Origin of the sequence: Lamprobacter sp., assembly GCF_034860625.1 — a bacterium.
Classification (GTDB): domain Bacteria; phylum Pseudomonadota; class Gammaproteobacteria; order Chromatiales; family Chromatiaceae; genus Lamprobacter.
Genome location: NZ_JAYESN010000021.1, coordinates 1 through 24,535 on the forward strand (window position 1 = coordinate 1; position 24,535 = coordinate 24,535).

Annotated in this window: 20 protein-coding genes; 14 read left to right on the forward strand and 6 right to left on the reverse strand. The window is 53.4% G+C overall.

Annotated features, from left to right (window positions below; all coding sequences use genetic code 11):
* Together VBE63_RS07670 and VBE63_RS07675 are read right to left on the reverse strand one after the other, a co-directional pair.
* Window positions 1–1,225 (reverse strand): pyridoxal-dependent decarboxylase, exosortase A system-associated (locus tag VBE63_RS07670; RefSeq protein ID WP_323682426.1); only part of this gene is annotated, 1,225 nt, incomplete at its 3' end.
* 16 nt (window positions 1,226–1,241) lie between these two features.
* Window positions 1,242–2,429, reverse strand: coding sequence for a hypothetical protein (locus VBE63_RS07675; RefSeq protein ID WP_323682427.1), 1,188 nt, complete (start codon window positions 2,427–2,429; stop codon window positions 1,242–1,244).
* A gap of 189 nt (window positions 2,430–2,618) precedes the next feature.
* Between VBE63_RS07675 and VBE63_RS07680 the strand changes: the two genes are divergently transcribed.
* The 3 genes from VBE63_RS07680 to VBE63_RS07690 are packed head-to-tail and all read left to right on the forward strand — an operon-like array spanning window position 2,619 to window position 5,732.
* A complete protein-coding gene (locus tag VBE63_RS07680; protein ID WP_323682428.1) occupies window positions 2,619–3,614 on the forward strand; it encodes a polysaccharide deacetylase in 996 nt (331 codons plus the stop codon).
* A 27-nt stretch (window positions 3,615–3,641) separates the two neighbouring features.
* Window positions 3,642–4,451, forward strand: a complete 810-nt coding sequence (locus VBE63_RS07685; RefSeq protein WP_323682429.1) for a PHP domain-containing protein — start codon at window positions 3,642–3,644, stop codon at window positions 4,449–4,451.
* Window positions 4,452–4,457: 6 nt separating this feature from the next.
* Window positions 4,458–5,732, forward strand: a complete 1,275-nt coding sequence (locus tag VBE63_RS07690; RefSeq protein ID WP_323682430.1) for a hypothetical protein — start codon at window positions 4,458–4,460, stop codon at window positions 5,730–5,732.
* Window positions 5,733–5,741: 9 nt separating this feature from the next.
* Here the strand turns inward: VBE63_RS07690 and wecB are convergent, their stop codons facing one another.
* The 3 genes from wecB to VBE63_RS07705 all read right to left on the reverse strand — a co-directional run bounded on the left by wecB (window position 5,742) and on the right by VBE63_RS07705 (window position 9,009).
* Entirely contained in the window at window positions 5,742–6,836 is a 1,095-nt protein-coding gene (gene wecB, locus VBE63_RS07695) for a non-hydrolyzing UDP-N-acetylglucosamine 2-epimerase (protein WP_416274517.1), read from the reverse strand.
* A gap of 84 nt (window positions 6,837–6,920) precedes the next feature.
* Entirely contained in the window at window positions 6,921–7,316 is a 396-nt protein-coding gene (locus VBE63_RS07700) for a hypothetical protein (protein ID WP_323682432.1), read from the reverse strand.
* Between the two features lie 97 nt (window positions 7,317–7,413).
* On the reverse strand, window positions 7,414–9,009 hold the full coding sequence (locus VBE63_RS07705) for an acyl-CoA ligase (AMP-forming), exosortase A system-associated (RefSeq protein WP_323682433.1): 1,596 nt from the start codon (window positions 9,007–9,009) through the stop codon (window positions 7,414–7,416).
* 56 nt (window positions 9,010–9,065) lie between these two features.
* Here VBE63_RS07705 and VBE63_RS07710 point away from each other — a divergent pair, with 56 nt between their 5' ends.
* The 9 genes from VBE63_RS07710 (at window position 9,066) to VBE63_RS07745 (ending at window position 20,152) form a co-directional block, all read left to right on the forward strand.
* Window positions 9,066–9,833, forward strand: a complete 768-nt coding sequence (locus tag VBE63_RS07710) for a tetratricopeptide repeat protein (RefSeq protein WP_323682434.1) — start codon at window positions 9,066–9,068, stop codon at window positions 9,831–9,833.
* Between the two features lie 38 nt (window positions 9,834–9,871).
* Window positions 9,872–11,317 (forward strand): putative O-glycosylation ligase, exosortase A system-associated, encoded by a 1,446-nt coding sequence (locus tag VBE63_RS07715; RefSeq protein WP_323682435.1) that lies wholly within the window; start codon window positions 9,872–9,874, stop codon window positions 11,315–11,317.
* Between the two features lie 122 nt (window positions 11,318–11,439).
* A complete protein-coding gene (locus tag VBE63_RS07720; protein ID WP_323682436.1) occupies window positions 11,440–13,143 on the forward strand; it encodes a hypothetical protein in 1,704 nt (567 codons plus the stop codon).
* A gap of 36 nt (window positions 13,144–13,179) precedes the next feature.
* The gene (locus tag VBE63_RS07725) at window positions 13,180–14,175 is read left to right on the forward strand and encodes a glycosyltransferase family 2 protein (RefSeq protein ID WP_323682437.1); all 996 of its coding nucleotides are present in this window, start codon (window positions 13,180–13,182) and stop codon (window positions 14,173–14,175) included.
* Window positions 14,172–15,701: an asparagine synthase C-terminal domain-containing protein gene (locus VBE63_RS07730; protein WP_323682438.1), complete on the forward strand. Its 1,530-nt coding sequence runs from the start codon at window positions 14,172–14,174 to the stop codon at window positions 15,699–15,701. The genes VBE63_RS07725 and VBE63_RS07730 overlap by 4 nt, the downstream gene beginning before the upstream one ends.
* A complete protein-coding gene (locus tag VBE63_RS07735) occupies window positions 15,688–16,935 on the forward strand; it encodes a glycosyltransferase (RefSeq protein WP_323682439.1) in 1,248 nt (415 codons plus the stop codon). The genes VBE63_RS07730 and VBE63_RS07735 overlap by 14 nt, the downstream gene beginning before the upstream one ends.
* 489 nt (window positions 16,936–17,424) lie before the next feature.
* On the forward strand, window positions 17,425–17,721 hold the full coding sequence (locus VBE63_RS31330) for a sulfotransferase family 2 domain-containing protein (RefSeq protein ID WP_416274518.1): 297 nt from the start codon (window positions 17,425–17,427) through the stop codon (window positions 17,719–17,721).
* Between the two features lie 400 nt (window positions 17,722–18,121).
* Window positions 18,122–19,111: a glycosyltransferase family A protein gene (locus tag VBE63_RS07740; RefSeq protein ID WP_323682440.1), complete on the forward strand. Its 990-nt coding sequence runs from the start codon at window positions 18,122–18,124 to the stop codon at window positions 19,109–19,111.
* Window positions 19,112–19,135: 24 nt separating this feature from the next.
* A complete protein-coding gene (locus tag VBE63_RS07745; RefSeq protein ID WP_323682441.1) occupies window positions 19,136–20,152 on the forward strand; it encodes a glycosyltransferase in 1,017 nt (338 codons plus the stop codon).
* Window positions 20,153–20,246: 94 nt separating this feature from the next.
* Here VBE63_RS07745 and VBE63_RS07750 read toward each other — a convergent pair whose 3' ends face one another.
* The gene (locus VBE63_RS07750) at window positions 20,247–21,023 is read right to left on the reverse strand and encodes a class I SAM-dependent methyltransferase (RefSeq protein WP_323682442.1); all 777 of its coding nucleotides are present in this window, start codon (window positions 21,021–21,023) and stop codon (window positions 20,247–20,249) included.
* A 622-nt stretch (window positions 21,024–21,645) separates the two neighbouring features.
* Here VBE63_RS07750 and VBE63_RS07755 point away from each other — a divergent pair.
* Both VBE63_RS07755 and VBE63_RS07760 read left to right on the forward strand, forming a co-directional pair.
* Window positions 21,646–22,509: a hypothetical protein gene (locus tag VBE63_RS07755; RefSeq protein WP_323682443.1), complete on the forward strand. Its 864-nt coding sequence runs from the start codon at window positions 21,646–21,648 to the stop codon at window positions 22,507–22,509.
* Window positions 22,510–23,227: 718 nt separating this feature from the next.
* A complete protein-coding gene (locus tag VBE63_RS07760; RefSeq protein WP_323682444.1) occupies window positions 23,228–24,529 on the forward strand; it encodes a sugar-transfer associated ATP-grasp domain-containing protein in 1,302 nt (433 codons plus the stop codon).
* Window positions 24,530–24,535 lie beyond the last annotated feature (6 nt).

Consider the following 24,535-nt stretch of genomic DNA (forward strand, 5'->3'; position numbering starts at 1 on the left):
TCTCAACCGCTTCTGGATGCCCAAGGAACCGCGTCGGGCTGGCGGTATAGCCATAGGCTCCGGACTGGAAGACGACGATCAGATCGCCGATCTCGGCGCGGGCTAGCTCCATTTGCTGCGCCAGCACATCCAGTGGCGTGCAGAGCGGGCCAACCACATTGACCAACTCGCGCTCAGTGCCCTGGACCCGGTTGCCGACCACCACCGGGTAGTTCTTGCGAATCACCTGCCCGAAATTGCCCGAGGCAGCCAAATGGTGATGTAGACCACCATCGGTGATCAAGAAGATCTGCCCACGGGATTCCTTGCGATCCAGCACTTCGGCGACATAGACGCCGGCCTCGCCGACCAGATAGCGGCCTAGCTCGAGGATGATCTCGGTGTCCGGAAGATGCTCGCGTACCTCGGGCAGGCGTTGCGCCAGGTGCTCGCCGATCGAGGCCAGATCCAGCGGCTGTTCGCCGGGGAAGTAGGGGATACCGAAACCGCCGCCGATGTTCAGCATCTCCAGGGGTGATGGCGCCTGCTCGGCCAGCCGCAGCGCGAGATCAAACGTCTGTTGTTGCGCCTCGATTAGCGTTTCCGGGCGCAGGTTCTGCGACCCGGAAAAGATATGCAGGCCGCGGAAATGCAGCCCCAGCTCGCCGATGTGCGCCAGCATCGCCGGCACCCGCTCGGCATCGACGCCGAACGCCTTGGGGCCGCCGCTCATCTTCATGCCCGAGCTTTTCAGCTCGAAATCCGGATTCACGCGCACGGCGACATGAGCGGTGCGACCGCTGCGCTCGGCAATCGCTGCCACCCGCGCCAGCTCGGTCTCGGATTCGAGGTTGATGGTGATGCCCGCCGCGACCGCCGCCTCCAGCTCCCAAGGCGCCTTGCCGGGGCCGGCGAAGCTGATCTCGGTGGCGGGCATGCCGGCATCCAGCGCCACCCGTAGCTCGCCCGCTGAGGCCACATCTAGGCCATCGACCAGACCGGCCATGTGCTGCACCAAAGCTGGCATCGGGTTGGCCTTGATCGCGTAATGGATCGACAGCTCGGCCGGCAGGGCCGCGCGCAGTTGTTGCACGCGCGCCGTCAGTTGGGCGCGATCATAGGCATAAAACGGGGTCTGGCCAACGCGCGCGGCGAGTTCGGTCAGCGCCAGGCCGCCGATCTGCAGGCAGTCGTCGACCACCGGAAACTGGACCATCGGGGCATGGCTGGGGCGGCTGCTGGTCATAAGACGTTCTGTTCCCTCACTTTCGATAGACGATGTTCGATAGACGGTGAATGACGCGTTGCAGACTGCGCTGAATGAGCCTCAGCGTACCAAACAAAGACGGCACTGGATCATGGCGATTCCAATAGGCGAATCGAGGTCGCCAAGGGTCCGTGGCGGTCTCGCCGCGCCCAAAGCGCAGGCGCAGATAACTGCCGGGGCCGCGCTCGGTGTCGAACCAGATCATCCCCTGCGTTTGCGTCGGTTGACCAACCGGCAGCCTGCTTTGTGCCTGATGCTCAATCAGCGGCAAATTGACCCCGTTCGCCACGCAGCAGTCGAGCCAGTAATCGGTACGGCCAAGGGTGGGCTCGATGATCCAGGGCTGACCATCGGCATCGAGCTTCGCCTCCAGCGACACCGGCCCTGAGAGTTCCAGCGGCGCGAAGAAGCGCTCAGCGAGCGCGAGCATGGCCGCATGCGGAAAGGATTCCGCGACGATGGTCTGCCCGAGAGCCGCCGGCTTCGAGGCCAGCTTACGGCCGCCGAAGCTGGCCAGGATGCGTCCCCGATCCAGATAAAACGCATAGAACAGGATGCGGCGATCTTCGCCAGGCACCCAATGCTGCAGCAGAAAAGGCAGCGCCTGCGAACGCTCGCGCGCAAGCTGCTCCAGCGCCTGGTGGTCATCAAGCAGGCGCACCTTGAACCCCGACAGCGGCCGTGCAGGTTTGACGATCAAAGGAAAATCTAGCCCTTCGGCGCTGAGGGCGGGCAGGGCATCAAGATCTGGCAAAATCCAGGTCTTTGGATAGGGCAGGTCATGGCGCTGACAATGCGCCTCGAGTGCGCTCTTATCCAGCAGCCTCAGCACCGTCTCGCGGCAATCCGACCAGCTCAATCGGTACAGGGCTTGCAGCCGCTCCCAATGGCTCGCGAGCACCCGCACCATATTGTCGTTGCTGGGATAGAGCACAGGGACAGGCTCGGGCGGTAAGCTTTGCCGCAGTGCGATCAGCCCATCGATCAGCCCAGTCCCGTTGATGTCAGCCGTCCAATGGACCTCCGCCATCCGGGTGTGGGCGCCAGGTAAGGCGCGGTTGGCCTCCAGTGCCAGCACGCGCACCCCGCCTTCGTGCAAGGCGCGCACCAACGCAAGGCCATGCACACAGAGCCCAATGACGATCGCTGGCGCGCTTGCATGAGCGGTTATGGAGGAGGTCAACGCGCGGTTCACGCCACCACCTCGCGGCGATCCATGCCAGCTTCTCCGATCCGCTCAGGGGCATGAGTCACGAAGAATGTGGAGTGTTTCATATTGATGGTGACACTGGATTCGTCTAGCTTGAGGACCCGAGTCGTTCGCTCGAGTCGTTCGCATCGTCACTTTACACCAACCGCCGAGAAGTCCGAGATGTCCACCCGCGTTCATATCACGGTCGATACCGAGTTCAGCATTGCGGGTGCCTTTCAAGACCCGCACCGCCATCAACCCGTCGGCCCGCCCGCGGTGTACTGTCCGCTAGAAGGAAAGTCCGGCGGCCTAGGTTACCTGCTCGAGACCCTCGCGCGATTTCGCCTGCCGGCGACCTTCTTCGTCGAGACACTCAACACCTGCTATTTCGGGGATGAGCCGATGGGCGGCATTGCTCGCGAGATTGCCGCCGCCGGCCACTCGGTGCAACTACACCTACACCCCTGCTGGACTTATTTCGAGCGGTCCAACTGGGCCGACAGTCTGCAATCCGATCCGCCCAACGATGACATCACCCGTCGTTCCGTCTATGAGATCGAGCGCCTGATCCAGCTCGGACAGGCCACCTTCAAGCGCTGGGGCTTAGACACCCCGGAGGTACTGCGCACCGGCGGCTTGCGGGTCAACACCAAAGTCTATGAGGCCATGGGGCGCCGCGGCATCAGCACCGCCTCCAATATTGGCCTCGCAGTCTACCGCCCCGCAGAGCCGGCGCTGCAACGCTTGAGTGGCTGTCACCAGATTCAGGGTATCCGCGAGCTTCCAGTCACCACCTTCGCCGACTTACAATGGCGACAGAAAAAGCATCTCAAGACGCTCACGATCACCGGCACCTCATGGCCCGAGATGCGCACACTCCTGAAACAGGCGCGCGCGCGCGGATTGTCTGATGTGGTGGTGTTGACGCATGCCTTCGAATACATCAAGCATCGCGATATTACCTACCAAAGCCTCTATCCTGACCGCATCAATCGAGGGCGACTAGAAAAACTCTGCGCATTCCTGGCGGAGGAGCCGGGCTTCGAGGTCGCAACACTGAGCGACACAAGCGACTGTGAGACCGCTGAGCAAGACCTCCTGCTCAGCGTTCAACCCTGGCAGGCGGCCGGGAGAATGCTGGTCAATCGCCTCAATCACGCCATCATGCGGCTCTAAACCAGCCGTCGAGAGGAGACGTTGAAGATGCCTTCCAGCGACAGTCCGATGCCTCGTCTACAAGGGACGGTGCACTGCCACAGCCAGCACTCATTCGATGCTCAGCTATCCTATGCCGAGCTGAAGGCTTTTTTCAGTGCGCGCGGGCTCAGTTTCGTCTGTATCACCGAGCATATCGAGTATCTCAATCAGGACAACGTCGATGCGATCCTCGCCGATTGCGAGGCGAATTCCGATGAGCAGTTCCTGTTCATCCCCGGCATCGAGATGGACTACTTCAAGATCTACTTCCTCGGCGTTTCACCCACCAACGTCGACTTCAGCGACCATCGCAGCATCTTCGACAGCCTCTACCCTAATGCCGAGCTGTGCATTTTTTCCCACCCCATCAAGGCCCGCTACCAGTATCCCCAGTGGCTGATTGAGCGCTGCGATGGCGTCGAGATCCTCAATACCAAGCACGACGGGCGCCACTACTTTCGCCCTCAGAGCGAGCGACTGCTCCACCAGGTGCGAAAGCAACGCCCGGCCGCGGTTGGTGTCGCCGGCATGGATTTCCACTCACCCAAGCAATACTCGGCGACCCACCTGGTGCTCAGCCAGGGCATCCCCCTGACCAGAGCCTCAGTCATCGATGCCATTCGGCAAGGGCAGTTCGAGATCCAGATGCAGGGCAAGACGCTCACTGATTACTCCCAGATCAAGCGCAACCTGCTGCGAGCAAAGATCCATGCCATGGATCTTGCCCACAAGATCAACAAAGGCCTCGCCGATTCCGGCATTCAGGTGCCTCGTCCGCTCAAACGACTCTTCCGCAAAAGCATGGAAGGGGCCTAGAACGAGATGGCACGCACCGCCGCGCCCAAAGAAAGCCTCCCCGGGGTCATCGTCCTCGGCATTGATTCCCAGATCGGGCTCAGCATCCTTCGCGATCTTGGCCGCGCTGGTGTACCGCTATTTGGCATCGGGCGCTCCACGAGCGCGGTCGGTCTGCATTCCCGCTATCTGAGCAAGGGATATGTGCATCAGAACCGCGATGAGGCCTTGGTGGCACTGCTTAACCGCATCGCGGAGGAGCAGGGCGCACGCTTTGTGATCACCGTCTCCGAGGGCGACATCCTCTTTCTCAATCAGCAACGGGCCGCCCTGTCAGCACTGAAATTGTTGATTCCGTCGCTGGAGAACATCAAGACGGTGATCGATAAGGCAGCGGTCTATGCGCTGGCCGAACCCTTAGGCATCGCGATCCCCCGTCAGTTTGCCGTTGCAGCCGATGGCAGGATGCCAGTGACGCCTGCCGCGCCCGATTTTCCCGTGGTGCTCAAATGGGCTGATCCGGCAGAGGTTCAGCCAGCGCTCAGGGCTCATAAGCTGCCTTTCAAGAAGGCCGAATACTGCCATGATCAAGCCGAACTCGAGGCCGCGCTGACCCGCTATCGCCCGATCGGCCAATACCCGATGGTGCAGGCCTACTGCCCTGGGCATGGCCTAGGCCAGATGATCTATCTAGAACAGGGCCAGCCGCTGCTGTGCTTCCAGCATCAACGTCTGCATGAATGGCCCCCCGAAGGTGGTTACTCCACACTCTGTAAAAGCCTCCCGCCCGACCAGCACCAAGCCTTGATGGACAAGTCAGTGCAACTGTTGCGCGCCATTGGCTGGGAAGGGTCTGCAATGGTGGAGTACCGGTTCGATCCCAACACACAGCAGGCCGCGCTCATGGAGGTCAACGGACGCTTTTGGGGCAGTCTGCCACTCGCTTACCATGCCGAGGCACGGTTCCCCTGGCTGCTCTATCAGCGCATGGGGCTCGGGCAAACCGTGGCGCCATCCATTAGCGCGTATCGGCCTGGGGTGCGCTGCAAGTTCTTGCTACCTGATCTCAAGCGGCTGCTTCGCATCCTCTTTCAGCAAGGCCAGATTCAAGACAAGACGCTTCGCTTTAACCGTGTGCGAGAACTGTTCGCGTTCATCGCCTTTTTCTTCAATCCGCGCCATCGTTACTATGTGATGTCGCTCGTTGATCCAGGCCCATGGGTTGCCGATGCTGGGGTCTTGATCCGGCGCGGTTTGCGGATCTCGACCTCGAAAAAACGAAAAACGAAAAAACGGCGTTAAGGGGCTGATTCAGGACATCAACAGGCTTTCCAACGCGGTGACGATGCGCTCGCCCGTGTGCCCGTCCCAGCGCTCCGGTACGGTTCCAGTCTGCCAGTCACCGGCGAACAAGCGCTCCAATGCCGGCGCAAGCTTTGCGGGATCAGTGCCAATCAACGCATTGGTCCCCTGGCTCACCGTCTCTGGCCGCTCGGTGCTATCGCGCAGCGTCATGCAGGGGACGCCAAGCACCGTGGTCTCTTCGGTGATGCCGCCGGAATCGGTGATCACGGCCTTGGCGTGTCGGACCAGATAGTTGAATTCAAGATAAGGCTGTGGCTCCACGAGATGCAAGCTTGTCGGCAGATCAGCAAGCTCGGCGAGGCTCTTGGCGGTGCGCGGATGCACCGGGAACAAGACCGGCAGCCCGCGCGTGCCGGTCTCGATCGCGGCCAGTAGGGCGCGGAGCTTAGGCGCGTGATCCACATTGGCTGGGCGATGCAGTGTCATCACAAAGTAGCCGCCGGGTTTCAGGCTGAGATCATCCCAAAACGCGGGCGGCCTGAGCCGGTCTAGATTCGCCAGCAGCGTGTCAATCATGGTGTTGCCGACGAAGTGGATGCGCGCGTCCTCGACCCCTGCCTTGCGCAGGTTCGCGTTGGCGTACTCACTGGTGGTGAAGAACCAGTTGCTGATTGCGTCGGTGACCATGCGGTTGATCTCCTCCGGCATACTCCAGTCGCCGGAGCGGATGCCACCCTCGACATGGGCCACCGGGATACAGAGTTTCTGCGCGCTGATGGCGCAGGCCATGGTTGAGGTGACATCGCCGACCACGAGGCAGAGGCTGGACCGAGCCTCCAGCAGCAAGGCCTCGTAGCGGGTCATGATCGCCGCCGTCTGCTCGGCCTGGGTGCCGGAGCCCACCTCCAGGTTGACATCCGGCTGCGGAATGCCAAGCTGCTCAAAAAAGGCCCCTGAGAGTTTTGGGTCATAATGCTGACCAGTATGCACCAGCCGGTAACGCAAGGGTCCACCCGCAGCCTCGCGCTCCTGCAGGGCGCGGATGATGGGCGCGATCTTCATGAAGTTGGGGCGCGCGCCGGCGATGATGTCGATGAGGATTGGATCCATGGATGTCTATGGCTTTTTTGGCAAGAGGATTGGTGACCACGAACATTTGCATCGGGGCTTGCTGGTCCAGCGAATCTAGAGAAACCGCAACGCGGCAATGACCAAGCCCACGCCGGTGGCGATGAACCCGAGCAGCCAGAAAAATTGCTGGTCGTGGCGCTTGAGCATCTCATCAAAGCGTTTGTCGACTTGCTCGAAGCGCTTGTCGATCTGTTCGAAGCGCTTGTCGACCTGTTCGAAGCGCTTTTCGACCTGTTCGAAGCGCTTGTCGACCTGTTCGAAGCGTCTATCAACCTGTTCAAAACCTTGGCGCATCAACTCGCGCTGGTGCTTGAGTTCCTCCTCCACCCGCACCATGCGCTCGCGCAACTCGATCTCGTAGACTACCGCTGGCTTGCCGAGGCTCTGCTCGGTGAGCCACTCGCCGAGGTGGGTTTTAATGAAAGCGATGTCTTCTTCGGCTAGGGCCATGGGTGTTGCGCTCTCGGTTGATCGATAGCATTGGGCCTTATTCAGGGCTTCGCGGTCAGGCCTGGGGCATCGGGTCGAAGATGCTGACGGCCGGAAATTAGCTCAATGGCGCTTCCTGAAACAGGCCGGCGAATTCGCCAGCCAGGCTCTTGCGGTCGATCTTACCGTTGGCATTGCGCGGCAGCGCTTGCGCGCGCACCTCAATATGCGCCGGCAGCATATAGGCTGGCAGCCGGGGTCGCAGCTCAGCCAACAGCGCCTCAACCGTCAGCGTCGGTTCCTTGCCCAGCGCCACCAGCACGATGCCATGCCCAAGCGTCGGATGGGCGACACCGAGCGCGGCGGCTTCAGCGACCAGGCCGGTGGCATAGACCACTTCCTCGACTTCGTTGGGGCTGACGCGATAGCCCGAGGTCTTGATCATCTCATCCCGGCGGCCGATGAAATAGAGATAGCCCTCGGCATCCCTTCGCACCGTATCACCGGACCAGACCGCGAGCTCCGGCAGCGGCAGCCCGGCGGGCTGTCCCGGCGCGGGGCGAAAACGCTCGGCGGTGCGCTCGGCATCGTTCCAGTAGCCAAGCGAAACCAGGGCACCGCGATGCACCAGCTCGCCCGGCTCGTCTGGGGCGCAAGGGCTGCCATCCTCACGCACGACCAGGATCTCGGCATTTGGGATGGCCTTGCCCATCGAATCCGGGCGGCGGTCGATCTCGGCCGGCGGCAGGTAGGTGGAGCGGAACGCCTCGGTCAGCCCGTACATCAGGAAGAACTGGGCATCCGGCAGTTGTGCGCGCAGCGCATCCAGCGTCTTGCGGGGCATGGCACCGCCGGAGTTGGTCAGGTAACGCAGACTTTGGCGCGCCTCGTCGGGCCACTCCAATTGCGCCAACTGAATCCACAGCGGCGGCACCGCAGCCAGGCCGGTGATACTCTCACGCGCGACCGCCTTGATCACATCGCGCGGCAGCAAATAATTCAGCAACACCACCGAGGCGCCGCTGAGGAAGGCCGTTGTCAACTGACTCAGGCCATAATCAAAGCTCAGCGGCAGCACCGAGAGCAGCCGATCCTCAGGGCGATTCTCCAGATAGGTGGCGACACTCTCGGCGCCCGCGACCAGGTTGCGATGCGACAGCACCACGCCCTTGGGTCGGCCAGTACTGCCCGAGGTATAGAGGATCGCGGCCATGTCGGTGTCGATGGTCCGGTGCGGCGCTAGCCCCGCCGTTGGGTCGGTGGCGTCCAGCAGCGCCTGCCAGCTCAGGATGCGCACATGGCCGATGTGCTGCTCGTCCGTGACTTCGCCCAGCACCAGAACGCTGTGCAGGTCTGGGCAATCGGGCAGGGCGTCGGCTAGACTCGCGAGGCGGTCGGGCGAGGTCACCAGGATACGCACATTGCAGTCGCGCAGGATGTAGGCGACTTGGTCGGCCTTGAGCAGCGGGTTCACCGGCACGAAGACGCCGCCGGCGCGCGCAATGCCGAAGAGGGCGTGGACGGTTTCCAGGCGTTTGTCGAGGTAGACTGCGGCGCGTTCGCGGGCGGCGAGTCCAGCGCTGAGTAGGAAAGTGCTGGCCTGCTGCACCGACTCGGCCAGGCTGGCATAGGGCTGGGACGCCTTCGCGTCGCTCAGGGCCAGAGCGTCAGGTGACTGATCAGCGTGGACAAACAAGGCATCGTGGAGCAGCATGGGAATCCTGATGTTACTGTATTCAATGCAGGCAGCATGCGCAGATGATACCTCAGTTGGCTCAGAGCGCCATCCTAGCCGTTATCAAGCATCACCTGATAGATATGATAGAGAGGAGCGAAAAAGTGCGGGCTTTAAACTGCTTGACGATTCTAGTGCTGTTTGGGCTTTTCCAGAATAAGACAAAAGCGTATTGTCAGCCTATTGTACCCTCTGCTTTTTCCCTGTTTCTGATCCCTTCTCTTCTGTTGTTCAGTGTTACCGTCAATGCCGTTGTCTGTCCTGAGTACACAGGCCGTGGGAAAGACTACACAAATCCAAATGATCGAGCTCACATTACTGGTGTAGAGAAAGTCCATTTCACCGAAGACGTACGATTGCTGCGCAAAGGGAGCACTGGCTATTTAATCCAAGATATTGAGTTTATGCTGAATTTGTCGCCGAATCACCACCAAGCGCTAGACTCTCTCACACGACTCGCGTTGCGAGAAGGGACAACGCTTCCTCGCCTTGCCAGTATCAATCTTGAGTGCCGCTTTCTTTGGGCGGAACAGATACAGCCCAGGGACGCAATGGTTCCTGTTATTCAAGGTGCCTACTATTATCGTGCTGGAAAGCCTGATGAAGCGAAAAAATATCTAGAGAAAGCTGCAAAACTCGCCCCGGAAAATCCAGAGGTCAATTATAACTTGGGTCTAGCTTTGTACAAAATGGAAGACTACGAAAACGCTCGAATTTATGCCAGAAAGGCTTACAAAGGCGGATATCCCTTACCAGGTCTGCGTAACATGCTCAAGCGCGCGGGTTATCCGTTATCGGAATGATTTGGCGGGAATAATAATGGTTAGATGGCGGTATCAGGATGCGTGATCTTCTCCTCCTTGTGATTGTTATAGGGCTCGTCCCGATCATCCTTATGCGGCCATGGATTGGCATTTTAGCTTGGTTCTGGTCGGGGTTGATGACGCCGCATTTCTTGACATGGGGGTTCATGCGAACATTCCCGATTGCGGTAGTCTTTGGAGGCGCAACGCTAGTCGGGCTATTTATAACGAAGGATCGTCGCGCTATGCCTGTCACGCGAGAAATGACCATGATGTGGATACTCGTAGCCTATACCGCGATGACCAGTTACTTTGCCGTTAACCCTTCTGCTTGGGGCTTTTGGCAGCATCTGCAGAAGATTCTTATTATTACATTTATCACCCCAATTTTGGTTTATGGTCCGCGACGTATCGTTTTGTTGCTTTTGGTCATTACGTTTTCAATAGGATATTATGGGTTTAAAGGCGGTATATTTTCAATTAGAACAGGTGGTGCCCACATGGTTCTTGGGCCCAACGGTTCATATTTAGAAGGAAATACTTACCTCGGTATTGCGATGATCATGGTTTTGCCGTTGATTTTGGTGAGTGCGCGCATGTTCTATCATCGCTGGTTCGATTTCGGCTCAAGAACGATTCAGCGCTTTTCCAAGCAGGTCGGCTTAATCATGTATGCAGCGTTTTGGCTGACTGCGCTTGCAATTCTTGTGACCTACTCCCGCGGGGCATTGTTAGGGCTTTTGGCAATTGCGCCGTTCATCTTTCTTCGAATGAAGAAAAAATGGTTAGTAGTGGCGATCGCCATCTTTGCTGTGACAGTGGTTGGAGTCTCAGCCCCTGATCGTCTTATGGCGCGCTGGCAGACGATCGAAAACCATGAAGAAGATACCTCGGCTATGCAACGCATTCAGGCCTGGGGTGTTAGCTGGAATATGGCAATAGAGAGACCGATCCGTGGAATGGGCTTTAGGTTCGCGGGCTTAGGATATGACTGGTGGATTGGTTATGCGAATTTTGAAGGTACATGGCGCCATGTCTTGTCGCCGCATAGCATCTATTTTAGCCTTTTAGGCCAACACGGTTTTGGAGGGCTAGCGGTCTTTTTGCTCCTTGTTGGATTCACATTCTTGACTCTGAACCGAATACGTCGCACGGCAGAGCGAGAGACCGGAGAACGCTGGCTATCTGAATATGCCTGGGCGATGCAGGTAGGTCTGATGGGATATATGATCGCCGGTACGTTCTTGGATGTTGCCTACTTCAGTCTGCTTTATGCCTTTGTTGCGCTCGCCATCATCATGCGCCGAGAACTGGAGGAGGCGCCGCGAGCCAACGAGGAGACCAAGGCGAGTCAGGATTCAGTGGCACCGCGCAACACAAAGCGTCCGCGAACACCAGCAGGGCCAAGGTTTCCAGACTTTGTACCCAAGCCCGGGGATCTGCTGAACCAGCCCAGCCCCAGTCGCCAGTTCAAAGATCGATGAGCGATCCAGGACCACACAGCGTCATGCAATGCCGTTCTCCAGCGCCTGATATGTCCCCGAATGGCGGTCCCGATTACACATCAAGACTGCTAAGTTCACGTTTAGCGAAGCTCGGTCAAGGCTTGGCCGCCCAGATTCGCCCCGATGTTGGCCTCTGGGATCCCGAGTCAGAGCAGCCAACGCCGTCCGATCATTACGGCCAACTCGCCAGCGCACTGGCATTATCACTGCTCGATGCGGCTGAGCAGGGGCGCACAGCCGAGCAGGTCTGGCTGGCAGTACCGGCGAAACAGCGCGGCCATGCCCCCTTCAACCGCTTTCTGCTCCTGCTACTCAATCAGCGCGACGGCGGTCAGCGCCCGTTGCATCACTGTCCACTTCAGCACCGCTATCCCTCCAATAACTGGACTCTACTCGCGCAACTCTGTCGGCTGCTCGAAGCCCAGGCGCCAGCACAACAGCGCGGCGCGGATGTCCGCTTGCGCCGAATGCTGACGGGATGGATGACCGAACGCGGAGGCCTCATCGATTATCCCGCAACGCCAGCCCGCTCAAGAAGCGGCGGTTCAGGCCGCATCGCCACGCCGATGGCCTATCACCACAAGGCGCTGTTCGTGGCGTGCGTGGCGGCCTGGCAGACTGGCGATCAACGCTGGGCGCAGATCCTGACCAGACTGCTCGATTGGACTCTGCTGAGCTGGGATGGCGCGGGCAGCGTCGGCGGCTTTGGCCGCAGCAACCACGCCCTGTTTGGCGACGCCTGTCTGCTGGCCGCGCTGCTGCTCATCGGTGCCGGGGAACCTGAGCATCGCGAGCGCGCCCATGCTCGGATGCTCACCGGTGTGCTGCTGCGCTGGCAGCAGCAGGAGCGCGCCGATGGACTGCTCTGGCTCACCCCTGCCGATGCGGCGGCGCACAGCCGCACCGGCTGGGATGAATACATGCATCTCTCGGTCTACAACGCCTGGACGGCGGCTATCCTGGCTTGGGCGCGCCATCTCAGCGCGACCGCCGAGCGTCCCGCCGTCCTTCGGGATCTCAGTCTGCCAACAGGCCCGCAAGGGCTGGGCGCCGATACCAGCGCCGGCCTGCTCCGCGTCGAGTCGAATGCCGGCCGCTGTGCGCTTCTCTCCACGCGCGGGCAGCCGCCCCAGGCCTTCCGGCAACAAGAAGTCGACTTCCGTTACAGCGGTGGGCTGTTGTTCCATCTTCGGGCAGGAGAGCGCTATCTGGTGCCGACGCCGATTCGCTTGACGGTCAACGCGCTGATGCAACAACCGGCCCTGGCCGGCTGGGTGCCAGTGTTCGAATGTCGTGACGAGCTTTATGGGCTGACCGACTTCGACGCGATCGAAGTGCAATGGTCACAGACCACGCTGTCGATCACCGCCGTGGCGCAGCCTCTGGCCCTCACTCGCCAACCTGCGCGCGGACCGTTCGGGCGGGGACTCGCGGCATTGGACTGGCGACTGCTCAGCGGGCGTCTCGGGCGGCGACAGGCGCTGCAACGGCCGGCCCTGGAAGGGGTCAGCGGCCAGCTTCGTCTGCAACTGGATCTGGATCACTTGACGTTGTCTCATCACCTCACCTTGGACAACCGGGCCGAGGCGATTCGCTATCTCAATCCGGCAGGCCACGCCCTGATCGCTGAGACCCTGCCCGAGCATTGGCAGGTCACCGGACCCGAGCAGGCTGCCGTGGACAGGACGCGGATGAGATCAGCGCCGCTACCTGCTACATTAGCAGCAGGGCAGGGCTATTGCCTGCCATCGGCGACCCTGCCTGAGGGGCGATCCACCTATGGGATCGAACTGGGCTGGTCTTAAGAACGCGGACAAACAGCAACGCGGGCAAATAGAACGATGAGCACGCAGGCGCACAAGGTCGCCGTCCTGATCCCTTATTATCAGCGGCGCGCAGGAATCCTTAGCAACACGGTCCGCTCGGTGCTTGCCCAGCAGGGCTTCGATGACTATCAGATCATCGTGGTTGACGATGGCGCGCCGGTGCCGGCGAGAGACGAGTTGAAAGACCTCAAGGGCGATCAGGAACGGATTCGCATCATCGAGCAGCCGAATGCCGGCCCCGGTGCTGCCCGCAATACGGCCCTGGCGAATTTGCCGGCGGAAACCGATTATGTTGCCTTTCTGGACTCGGATGATGAGCTACAACCGTCGTACCTCGCCGATGCCGTTCATGCCCTGGATCTAGGCTACGACCTGTTCTTCGGCAACAGCCAGCGTGCTGACATCGACGGCTCCCGCTTCGACTGGCGTTCCGGTCCGGGAGCAACCCTGGAGACCGCTGACCACCGTTTGATCGACTCAGAACGCGAACTGTACGCCTTCCAAGGCGATTTCTTCGATTTCGTCGTCTATCGCAGCAACATCATCGGCCCTTCGACCATGATGTATCGTCAGGCGATCGCGCCGGATATTCGCTACAACGAGCAGGTCTACAACGGCCAAGATCGCATCTTCAAGCTCAAGCTCTGTCAGCAGGTCGGACCTGTGGCCTTTTCTACGAAGCGCTATGCCCAGGAAGGGAAGGGTATCAATATTTTCGATAGCGCGGGGTGGGGGTCGGAGCGTTCGTTATCCTTCACAGTCAGCTATATCGAGATGTGCAAGGTCGTTTTGAAAGAGGTTCCTTTGAACGAACGCCAACGTGCGCATGTGAAAGATCATCTAGCGCGTACGCGCTACACCTTTACCGCAAATCTGTTGCATCAGGCGCGACAACGCGCCGGGATCGATTGGAAGGTCGTGGCGAAAACAGTCCGGTATGATCCCGGCACCCTAATGAGCTTTATTCCGAATGTCACAAAAATTGTCTTACATAAGGCCAAGTTAGCATGACGCCTTATGATCTAAATATGCTTGGGCAAGAACAGCGTCCCTTTTTTTTCGCACGGTTCCTCGGTGACCATGTCGAGGTTGAAGGCGTCAGCGATTGCCTGATCGGCGAGAAGATTTCGAGCACTGATCCAGACCGGCCAGATGGCCTGTTCGTCGAATGGCATTGGGACGGTCGCCGTTTGATCGTCCACAATGATTTTTACGGCTTTTCGCCGCTGTTTTATGCCAGCTATGACAACACTATCCGGATCTCGCCAAGTCTTGAAGAAGTTGTGAAGGGCGATGTGCCGAGAGACCTGGACAATGCTGCGCTTGCGGTCATCTTGCGCATGGGCCATCCGGTTGGAGATGACACGCCGTTCCAAGCGGTGCGGGCATTGCCGCCGGGAAGCACCCTGATGTGGGAGCAGGGGCAACTGCAAATCGATTCACCTGAGTTGCCAATACGGCGGGGTCCTTACGCTCAAATCTCGTTCGATGAAGCAGCGGATCAATTCGCTCATCTTTTCGACCAGGCGATTCGCAAGCGTATACCGAGAGACGACAATCTCGTCTTTCCTCTCAGTGGGGGCCGAGATTCCAGGCACATCCTGTTTGCACTTGAGGCCAATGGGATTAAACCGCAATCCTGCGTCACGCTGGAGTATCGACCGCCCGCTACCAATGAAGACGCGCGCATAGCCGCGCTGGTCGCCGATGCCATGAACATCGAGCACCAAGTGATCGAAAAAGCCCCGTCTTGGTTTCAAGCTGTTCTCAAAGAGGCGCACCTGAGTAATTTTTGCGGCGGATCGCATAGTTGGATATTACCATTAGCCGCGTATCTCAAGGGCCGCACTAATACACTTTATGACGGATTGGCCGGGAGCGTGATCTCAGGCGGATTCATGGCCAACGAGCGTAAACTCAAGCTCTACCAAGAGAACCGATTCGAAGAATTGGCGCATATCGTGCTTACCGAAGGCGGGAGTGAAGGTTTCAACAAGACTTTCCTGAGATCATCCTTTTATGATAAAGCCTCAATAGAGATTGCGGTGGAGCGCGTCGTAAAAGAGCTATGGCGCCACAGCGAAGCAACAAATCCAATGCTCTCGTTCATTTTTTGGAATCGTACACGCCGTGGCGTGAGTCAAATCCCACTGGCAATCATGGCGCACATCCCATCTGTGCATTGCCCTTATCTGGATCGCGATGTTTACGATTTTCTGACCAGCGTCGAGCCATCTTACTTTCTTAGTAATAAGCTGCATGATGAAGCGATTCATCGTTCTTATCCAAGCTACGCGCATCTACCTTATGAAGATTCATCTAAAAAAGCCGACTATCAAAAAGCAGATTATCTTTATTTCAAGAAATCAGTCGAGGAATTATGGGGCCATTTAATAAAGCATAGCTTTAAATCTTCAAAAATGCTGCGAAAAGAGTATCTTTACCCAAGGGTTATGTATGATCTGCTCAAGCGCGAAAATCATATGCCTTGGTATTTAATTAAATCAGTTTTTTGTATAGAGCTTGAAAAAGTTTGAAAGCTCAGTAAAAAAATATAAATTTGACATTACAATGAACCTCTGTGTTCTCACTCATTTGTTTCCAGCTCGATCTGAGACGTTTGTTCGCGAACATGTGCTGGGTATGGCTCGCCGAGGGCATCAGGTCACAGTGATCGCTCGGAGTATGGATGCTGATATCCAGCAACAAGAACTGCAAAAGCTTGATGAATTCAAGATCACGCGTATCTATATTGAACAATCACAATCAATCACAGATGAGCTAGTTAGAGCGTTACGCGCCTTGCTAGAATCACCTAACCGTTTTCGTTTATTACTGAAAACCAACCCGTGGTCACGTCGCAGCCTTTTGCTTGCGCTGGACATCGCTAAAAAAGTTGATGCTCTTAAACCTGACTTGATTCACGTTCATTTCGGTACCCTAGCTGCACGTCTTGAGAGAATTAGACCCTTTGTCCGTTTTTTACCCCCGATGCTAGTCACCTGGCACGGCTATGACGCCAATGCCATGCCGAGATCTCTCGGAGAAGATGTATATCATGACCTGTTTGCAACTGAAGCTATTCATACAGTGGGTTCTCAATTTATGCGGCGCCGACTGTTGGCTTTGGGAGCAAGGGAAGATCAGATATCGATCAATCCTATGGGAATAGATCTTACAAGGTTTGCTTATCGTGAACGGCCCGCTAACAGTCAAGATCAGCCTCTCAAGGTTTTATCAGTAGGACGTTTAGATGAAATGAAAGGACATCGTTATCTGATTGAAGCATTTGCGCATTTAAAGCAGCGCGGCGTATTGAGTCGCCTGCGAATTATTGGAGAAGGCCCGCTAAGATCGATGTTGGAAAAGCAGATCGACGATTTTGGTCTGATGAATAGCGTTAAGTTGCTGGGATCAGCGTCAAGTAATCAGGTGATCGAGGAAATGTATCACGCGGATTTGTTTACACTGAGTGGTGTTGAAGCAAAAACCGGAAAAGTTGAAACTCAAGGCGTAGTATTTGCCGAAGCTCAAGCGACAGGTTTACCTGTTGTTGCTTGTGATGTTGGTGGCGTTTCAGATAGCTTGATTAATGGGAAAACGGGTATATTATGTGCGCCGAAGAATGTGATAGCGCTAGCAGATGCGATAGAATACTTTGCGCGCAATCGCTTTCAGATCAATGCTTTTGGAAAACGAGGACGTTTTTTTGTGGAGGATCGTTTTTCACTAGAAACTATGATAACTAAGTTTGAGCAACTCTATCGATAATTATGCTTTGGGTAGTTTGATCAAGATAAACCGTAAGGCCTTGATCCAGCCCTTTTAAGGTGACGAAATTCACCTGACTGCAAGCCCCTGATTCTTCGTCAAGGTGCTTGCGACGGATCGCGTGGTTCGGTGACCGGCAGATTCACATGGAATCGTAAGTCGCTGATTTTAAATGTTGCTTTTATGCACCTTAAAAGGGCTGGGCCTTGATCATAACTTCGTCCACCCTTGGCATGCGGGCCACGTCACGAAGCCTAAGCGACAGTATTTTATAGGCTAACTGGTAGCTTTTCTGACATAGCTGCTGGGTATTGGGTGGAGTTATGATCAATGCTAACCGTAAACTTAATTTGGTATTTAATTGATGTCCATAGGATTTGACAATCGCAGTAAGCGTGCTTGCTTGTATTATCGAGCAATGACCCTCTTAGGGTGTCGGCCACGTAATGTTGGAGAAAGTCACTATGTTTTTGAGGCTGGAGATAAAAAATCGCATACTGTTATATCAGGAAAAATGCTAGTACCGCGTTTAAGCGATTGATTCTTGATTTATCACCTCATCGGAGCGCTATAGATCAATCAAAAAGCAGGATTCAATTTATGGGCCTTTATCATCGAGAAAGTCGAATCGATGCTCTTGAGTCCTGTGACTATCGGATCTTTGTTTACCGTGATGTGCTCGAAAGGATAGCAAGTCTTTTTGCCAACAAGTTTAAAGTCAGAAGTGGAGCCGAAGATATCATGAAAGACATCTCGAGACGATTTATAAATCGCCAGAAGATGTAACATTTACAAATTTTGTAATAGATTATCTTGGTCCTGCGCAGAATGTGAATGATCTTGGTCCCCATGTTTGGGAGCAGATTTATCATCTCAGGCCCGTGCGCTATACGCATGCGATTGCATTAAGCGTTTAGAGAGCGAGATGATTAAAATCTAGGTCTTGAGGTTGCGCATGAGTATTTTGGAAAAAAAACCAATTCAGCAATTATAAACGCACGCACAACTGAAGAAGTGAAAGATGTCGCAAATTTGAAACCATCAAAACTTAATAATCATTGGCAGCGAACAGGGCTACTCCCAAAATATGAGCATCTACTCCGTTCCGATCTTTCTGAAAAGATTTCTATAATTAACAGTTGAGATCTTAAGATGATTGAAAATATAAAGCAATCCGAGAAAAATAATGATTAAAAAAGAAGCATCAATAGCGCATCCGCCGAACAAATTTGCACCGCTTGTGAGTGTTATTATTCCAGCATTCAATCGTGCTGATGTTATCTGTGATGCACTTGAAAGTGTTGCGGAGCAGACATACCGGCCTATTGAGATTGTCGTCGTTGATGATGGATCGACTGATAAAACAGCCGAAATCGTAAAAAAATGGTTTATGGAAAAAGGAAGCGTTCAAGATTTACAAGGCATCTGCCTTATTCAAGAGAATAGCGGCGCTCCTGCAGCAAGAAATAAAGGATTTTATCAATCGCAAGGAGAATATCTTTTATTTTTTGATTCTGATGATCTGCTGAAACCTAACAAGATCCAAGCCGCCATTGATGCTTATCAGTCCAATCCAAATCTTGACCTGGTTTACTCTGGCTGGATAGTCGATAACGGCCGCTCCACTCAAGTAGACTTAGGACCAAATCTCGAAGACGTACCTTATGTAGCGGAAGTTGTTCTGCGTTACCTTCATACCTCAGCAGCAGTCTACAAACGTTCGTTGTTACTGCAAGTCGGCGTTTGGGACGAAAGCCTTACACGTTCCCAAGACCGAGAGCTTGCAAGCCGCGTAGCTACGAAGGTTCATCAGGCAAAACGCGTAGCTGATTTTGATGTGATTTATCGGCTTTGCTATTCAACTAACAGCATCACAGAGAAAAAAGGGCGAGAGCAGGCACTCGCTGGTTGGCGAGTAAACATGATTCAACGGCAACGTGTACGTGCACAGCCATCTCCACTCAATTCCGAAGCATTACGGTTTTTGGCCCGCCGCAATATCACCGAAGCGCGTCGCGCTTGGGATAGCGGTGATGGTTGTCTGGTCCTTCGGATTTTGTTTAGTCAGCCGGAAATATGGCATCCACTGCTTGGACGCCCTCGTGCAGCGATGCGTTTGTTTTTAGGGGTTCTATTAAGTCGCTGCAATACCGCAGGTAAGGCAAGGCCAGCATAAAAATTTGGACTGAGGAGATAAGAGATGGCGTCGCCTGAAATCAGTGTCTTGATGTCGGTTTATAATGATCGTCCATTTCTATCTGAGGCGGTTCAGAGTATTCTAAATCAGGATTTTGAAGATTTTGAATTCATTATTATCAACGATGGTTCTACTGATGGTAGTGCTGACGATCTTGTTTTATGGAGTCAAACGGATTCAAGGATTCGCCTCTTTCATCAAGAAAATCTTGGACTGCCTGTAGCATTAAACAGAGGCATAAAAGAATCGAAAGGCGCTCTGATTGCAAGGATGGATGCCGACGATATAAGTCAACCGTCACGTTTCCGGCTTCAACGCAACTTCCTCAAGGCGCACCCAGATGTCGGCGTGCTAGGAACAGGCATCGTTCGGATTGATGATCAAGGACGAGAGTCCCAGGAGCGCTGGCTTTTACCTTCCTCTCCTGGCCTGACATTATGGCGGACCCTATTTGATTGTGCCCTCTCGCATCCAACGATCATGGTGTGGCGTAGTATTCTTGAGCAATCTGGAGGTTATGACGAGACTTTTCCTCGAGCTCAGGATTACGAACTTTGGATGCGCTTGGCGTTGGTGACAAAGATGCAAAACTTGCCGCAATCACTGGTGCAAAGAAGGATCACAGGTGCGGGCAAGAATTTGACACCTCCCGATGTCTCTGCTGCGCTAGTTCAACGTATGGCGACACTACATGCGGCTTTTCTCGACTACACACCAAAGACGAGTGATGTAGCATTTTGCCGTAGGATCTACGATAACCCAGCCGCCGGCGAATCAGCGTTGGCGTTGATTACACGACGCATCAGCTACCTCAATCGCCTCTATACAGGACTGCTATTACGCAATGCAAATGCCCGCGCTGAATCAGTTTACATCAAGGCTGACTTGCATCGAAAGATCATGCGGGTTGCCTATGATGCACAGCAATCACGGCCATTTTTTGGCCAATTCCTAAAGCTCTTTGTTCCCGGGTGGCCGCTGTTAGTGGTGAAACGCTTGCAGCGTTTTTGGCTAGAGTAAAACTAGCAAGCCAGTGGTTAGCAATGTTGAATATCGATATTATTGATCAGCATCCGAACTCGATTATAAAAAGATACCAAAAGGACTTATGCTTCTAAATATGGCCACGTTCCAAAATAACACAGCCTTTTTCGTGATTAAGATATGTTGATTTGAAAGACGGCTCTATATTTAACCACTGCTTAACAATTTCCGTCTCTGCTTCGCGTGCTGCATCATCAAGTATTACTATGACTTTTTCTGCCATCTTCGGCAAGAGACGCTCAAACGCCGGCAGCCTTGCAAGTGGCGCTATATTATGGGGAGGCCCATCAACTACAAGCATCTCGATCGACTCCAAATCTTCCGGCATTACAGAATCGTCATACCACAGTTCACCGCTCTCATATTTTTTGAGTTTTGAGTGCAAAACGGACGCCCAGTTTTCGACATTGTGCTTTTCAAGCATCTGGATCGTTTTCTGCACATATTTATCTTCATGCTCAAGACTGTAAAGGTGGCCAGCTCCGTTAATCTGCAGGCACCGCGCTATCACCAAGGTAGATACACCTGAGCTGCATTCGACTACGGTAGTTGGTTTATGACTTAAAACGGTGTCAGCGATTGTCAGGAGGAGATCAGGCGAACCTGCCCAGCCCCGCATTAGTGGCAGTGGCCATGATAAATCTAGCATTTTTTCCAGTCCGCTGAGAGACTGCAACTGCGTGAATATCGCAGCGCTTTCTCGGCGAGCTTTGCTAGCGTCATTTAGTATTTTGTAACTCGCTATGTGAATTTTTTTTATTTTATAGAACACCCATACCAGAATCACCAAAATAGAAATAAGCAAAAAAATATTGAGCAGCTGAGTCCAAAGTGCATACGTAGGCATAATTTCCCCCAAGGTTCTTGTTGAGCCTTATTGAAGTTGCGGCTGGTCTTTTGGCGCCGGCCTTCAGCTTTCTAACACGCTGCTAGATATGGTCGCCGAATCCGTCCAAACTTGTTAGCATTAAAGTGTTTTTTTTCCGCATGGCTTATGCGATATGGGTTTGGTTTGTGTGGGGGCAGCCCTTTTAAGGTGCATAAAAACAACATTCAAGATCAGTTATTTACGAACGTCGCCGTGTGCAGCAACGAGTTGGAGTGGGTGCTCAGCCCCAGGATAAGTGTTTGTGTAATCAAACAGTTGCGACAGGGGCGAGAACGGCACCTTAAAAGGGCTGGTTTGTGTGGGGCAGTGCAGCATCATAGCTTTAGCATAGCGCAGTTTGGGTAGCCTGAATAGTTACAAAGTAAGTTGAATATTCTAAGACGCTGTATAGGAAACCGCTCAAGCGAATCTATTTATTATAGGAAAAATTTTCGGCGGGAATTGCTGGAAAAGTGCCAAGACCGAGCTTAAAAGGGCTGGTCAAAACGTAGCAACCCACCGTAATCAACGGCTCGAAGACACCGAGCAGGCAAGACCATTTTTTCATAGCTGCATCTTCTAGTTACGAAGAGTTAGACCAATGAACCCAGCAACACAAAATTACTATTTGAAGTATACTTGGAAACGAATGGACACAAACCAACCCGGTCTTGGCCACATGTCGGTTATTTTAAAATGCCTGATCTATGAGGCCAAAACTATGGGACGTATTCCAATACTTCCTCCTCTTTATTTTAATCCTATTCACAATAGAGGTGTAGCAGGGAAAACTAATTGGAATTTGTATTTTACAATTCTTGCTGAGTGCGCTGATGAAAGCGACCTAAACCTAAGAGAGTCGGAGGTTGCTATTGTGGAGGGCGGGCAATACATCCCCCAAACCCTCATCGAAGACAACCCAAGGTGCATCTGCAAAGCTTTTGGCGGCCCTTCCATTTTCGGGCAATGGTTACCGGAAAGTTGGCGGTCTGAAGCCAAAGGATTTTTGGGGTTTTCAAACGAATCTCGCGTCATCGGACAAAACATCGTGAAAACCAAAGGGTGCTTTCGGTTCGGCATGCATATTCGAAGAAATGATGTCGCAGACTCGCGAACGTCACCAAAGGCCGTTATGCAATTTTTGCGACAGAATAAAATCCCTAAAGAGGCATCAATATTTGTCTGTTCTGATGAGCGAGATTTAGCCTATTGGAAAAATATCCAGAATTGCTATCCTAACGTGCTTCCCGAGTGCCAGATCCCCGAACTTGAAGAGATCTGGGAGAAGCGAAATGACAACTATTTAATATATCGCACAGCCCAGTATATACGGCAGAACCTTGTTGATAATGATTTGGGGCAATTACGTTTCCTCGATGCTCACAAGACAAAGCAAGCCTCCTGGCCGCGGAGAACTATTCAGTCCTTTAAGAAAGGATTTGGAAAACTTATATTCTTAGAATAACTGTCTTAAGTCAGTATCTACTTTGGGTCGTTTTTTAACCGAAATCGCGACTTTCAGTCGTAATTCATACTATGGATTTACAGTCCATAGTGATTAATTATATATCACTCAACCTTGGCCATCTTTCCACGCCCCTATGCCTTTTATATAAAGGACTTGTGGTGTGATAAAAAATTAGCGAGGGTCTACTTTGGAGGATTCAGGCTTCCCGACCCCCTCTAAAATTTCTCCTTCACGGTTATTCAGGCAGTTAGCGCCCTGGCAGGCCATCAAAATGGCCAAAGTTGAGATATCAGGTAGTTAATTCATGTACAGCGCCTAAGGAAAGTCTTCAATATGGAGAATTGTTAAGTGTTCTCTTTAGTTGCCATCTGCAATAATGGTGTTAAAATGAAAGCGGCTTCTCGTATGGCGAATTAAAATAGATTACTGAGGGACTTCAATAAAGTTTTTAATTGGCGATGGCCTTTTGATCTTACCCTCTGATAGCTTAAATAATACATGCATGTTCCGATTATAGTGTCCCATTCAGAAATCATACACCCATCCTGAAATCCTGGAGAGCCGCAATCTGTCGAAATTCATGCTATTTACTTTGAATTTTTAGGGTCGCCAACTGACTGTTTTCAAAGTGTAGTAAAAAAATGAGGTTGATATTTTTAAATACGCATGTAGAAACAGACTATAAAGCATAACGCTTATTTTCGGAAACATTAAAATGAAAATGAAATATTTCAAATCGAAAAGCTTTCCCTATTGGTATCGTCCGAAACCCTCATTTGTTGCTCGGTGGTTTTTATGCCGTCCTAACTCAGGTCTCATAGAACTGCGTAGATGGCTATTTTGGGCATGGTGGGCAAAACCACGAACGCTAAATGAACGAGCATTACTCGTTTTAAACTTTATTTTGTCGCCTGTAACTAGCATCAAGGCATGTGTGTTGGCATTAAGGCTTTATGGTGAAGAAGTACAGTCAACTTATGGAGTAGGCAAGATACGCCAACTAATTGATCTTGTTAAGCTTGTGATAGGCACAGATCTCAGTCCTGTTACCTACTATCAATACCATCTTTTTCAGGTTGACCGCCGAGCAAAGCGCTATCAGTATACGGATCAATCAGGCAAATTACTTCAGGTGCTAGTACAACGCCTCCCCCAGCAGGCTGATAATGTGATCTTTACAGACAAAATTGCTTTTGAGGGGTGGTGTTCATCAAACGGTTTGAGTGTTGTTAAAAGCTATGCTGTTATTTTGAACGATGACAGCAAAAAGGCTTGTTTTTCAGAGATTGATCTTCCTCATGTAGACTTGATTGTAAAGCCAAATCAGGGGCGAGCTGGGAATGATATAACACTTTGGCGATTTTGTTCAAGCAGCCATCACCCTCTCTGGGAAAACAAGTGTTTTGATCACAAATTGAATACTAAAGAGTTACTAGGTTATGTTCGCAATTCTGCTGTAGAGAAAAATGAAAGGTATCTTTTGCAACCGAGACTTATAAACCATCCAGCCGTGCGTTCCATGGGTAATGGCTGTTTAAGTACTGTGCGAATAATGACTGTGCGGAACGGGCAAAGACGTCCAGCTCTTCTGCTAGCTGCGGCATTGCGTATACCTTTTGGTGATGTCGATGTTGATAATTTTGATAAAGGTGGACTCGCTAGCGGTGTTGACTTAATGACTGGCACATGTAGCGAAGCGATACAGAAAACCGGGGTTTATCCTCTCCCTTTCTTTGAGAGGAACCCCACCACCCAGGCTATGATAAAGGGAGTTAATTTGCCTTTTTGGAAAGAAACGGTTCAACTGTGTATAGCAGCTCACGAGCATCTAGAATCACTAGTCCCAATCATAGGCTGGGACGTCGCTATTTTAACGGAGGGGCCTCTCCTCATCGAAGCCAACCATCTTCCTGGAGAACATTTGGTACAAATGGCGTCTGGTATTCCTTTGGGTATGACTTGCTACCCTAATGTAATCTGCAATGCTCTTTGTGAAGCGTTTGGCATTAAATCGTGAGTAAGC

What these genes read in the sequence shown, in the direction of transcription:
- VBE63_RS07680 (WP_323682428.1), top strand. Translation starts at nt 2,619, where the DNA reads ATGTCCACCCGCGTTCATATCACGGTCGATACCGAGTTCAGCATTGCG.
- VBE63_RS07685 (WP_323682429.1), top strand. Translation starts at nt 3,642, where the DNA reads ATGCCTTCCAGCGACAGTCCGATGCCTCGTCTACAAGGGACGGTGCAC.
- VBE63_RS07690 (WP_323682430.1), top strand. Translation starts at nt 4,458, where the DNA reads ATGGCACGCACCGCCGCGCCCAAAGAAAGCCTCCCCGGGGTCATCGTC.
- VBE63_RS07700 (WP_323682432.1), bottom strand. Translation starts at nt 7,316, where the DNA reads ATGGCCCTAGCCGAAGAAGACATCGCTTTCATTAAAACCCACCTCGGC.
- VBE63_RS07705 (WP_323682433.1), bottom strand. Translation starts at nt 9,009, where the DNA reads ATGCTGCTCCACGATGCCTTGTTTGTCCACGCTGATCAGTCACCTGAC.
- VBE63_RS07715 (WP_323682435.1), top strand. Translation starts at nt 9,872, where the DNA reads ATGCGTGATCTTCTCCTCCTTGTGATTGTTATAGGGCTCGTCCCGATC.
- VBE63_RS07725 (WP_323682437.1), top strand. Translation starts at nt 13,180, where the DNA reads ATGAGCACGCAGGCGCACAAGGTCGCCGTCCTGATCCCTTATTATCAG.
- VBE63_RS07730 (WP_323682438.1), top strand. Translation starts at nt 14,172, where the DNA reads ATGACGCCTTATGATCTAAATATGCTTGGGCAAGAACAGCGTCCCTTT.
- VBE63_RS07740 (WP_323682440.1), top strand. Translation starts at nt 18,122, where the DNA reads ATGATTAAAAAAGAAGCATCAATAGCGCATCCGCCGAACAAATTTGCA.
- VBE63_RS07745 (WP_323682441.1), top strand. Translation starts at nt 19,136, where the DNA reads ATGGCGTCGCCTGAAATCAGTGTCTTGATGTCGGTTTATAATGATCGT.
- VBE63_RS07750 (WP_323682442.1), bottom strand. Translation starts at nt 21,023, where the DNA reads ATGCCTACGTATGCACTTTGGACTCAGCTGCTCAATATTTTTTTGCTT.
- VBE63_RS07755 (WP_323682443.1), top strand. Translation starts at nt 21,646, where the DNA reads ATGAACCCAGCAACACAAAATTACTATTTGAAGTATACTTGGAAACGA.
- VBE63_RS07760 (WP_323682444.1), top strand. Translation starts at nt 23,228, where the DNA reads ATGAAAATGAAATATTTCAAATCGAAAAGCTTTCCCTATTGGTATCGT.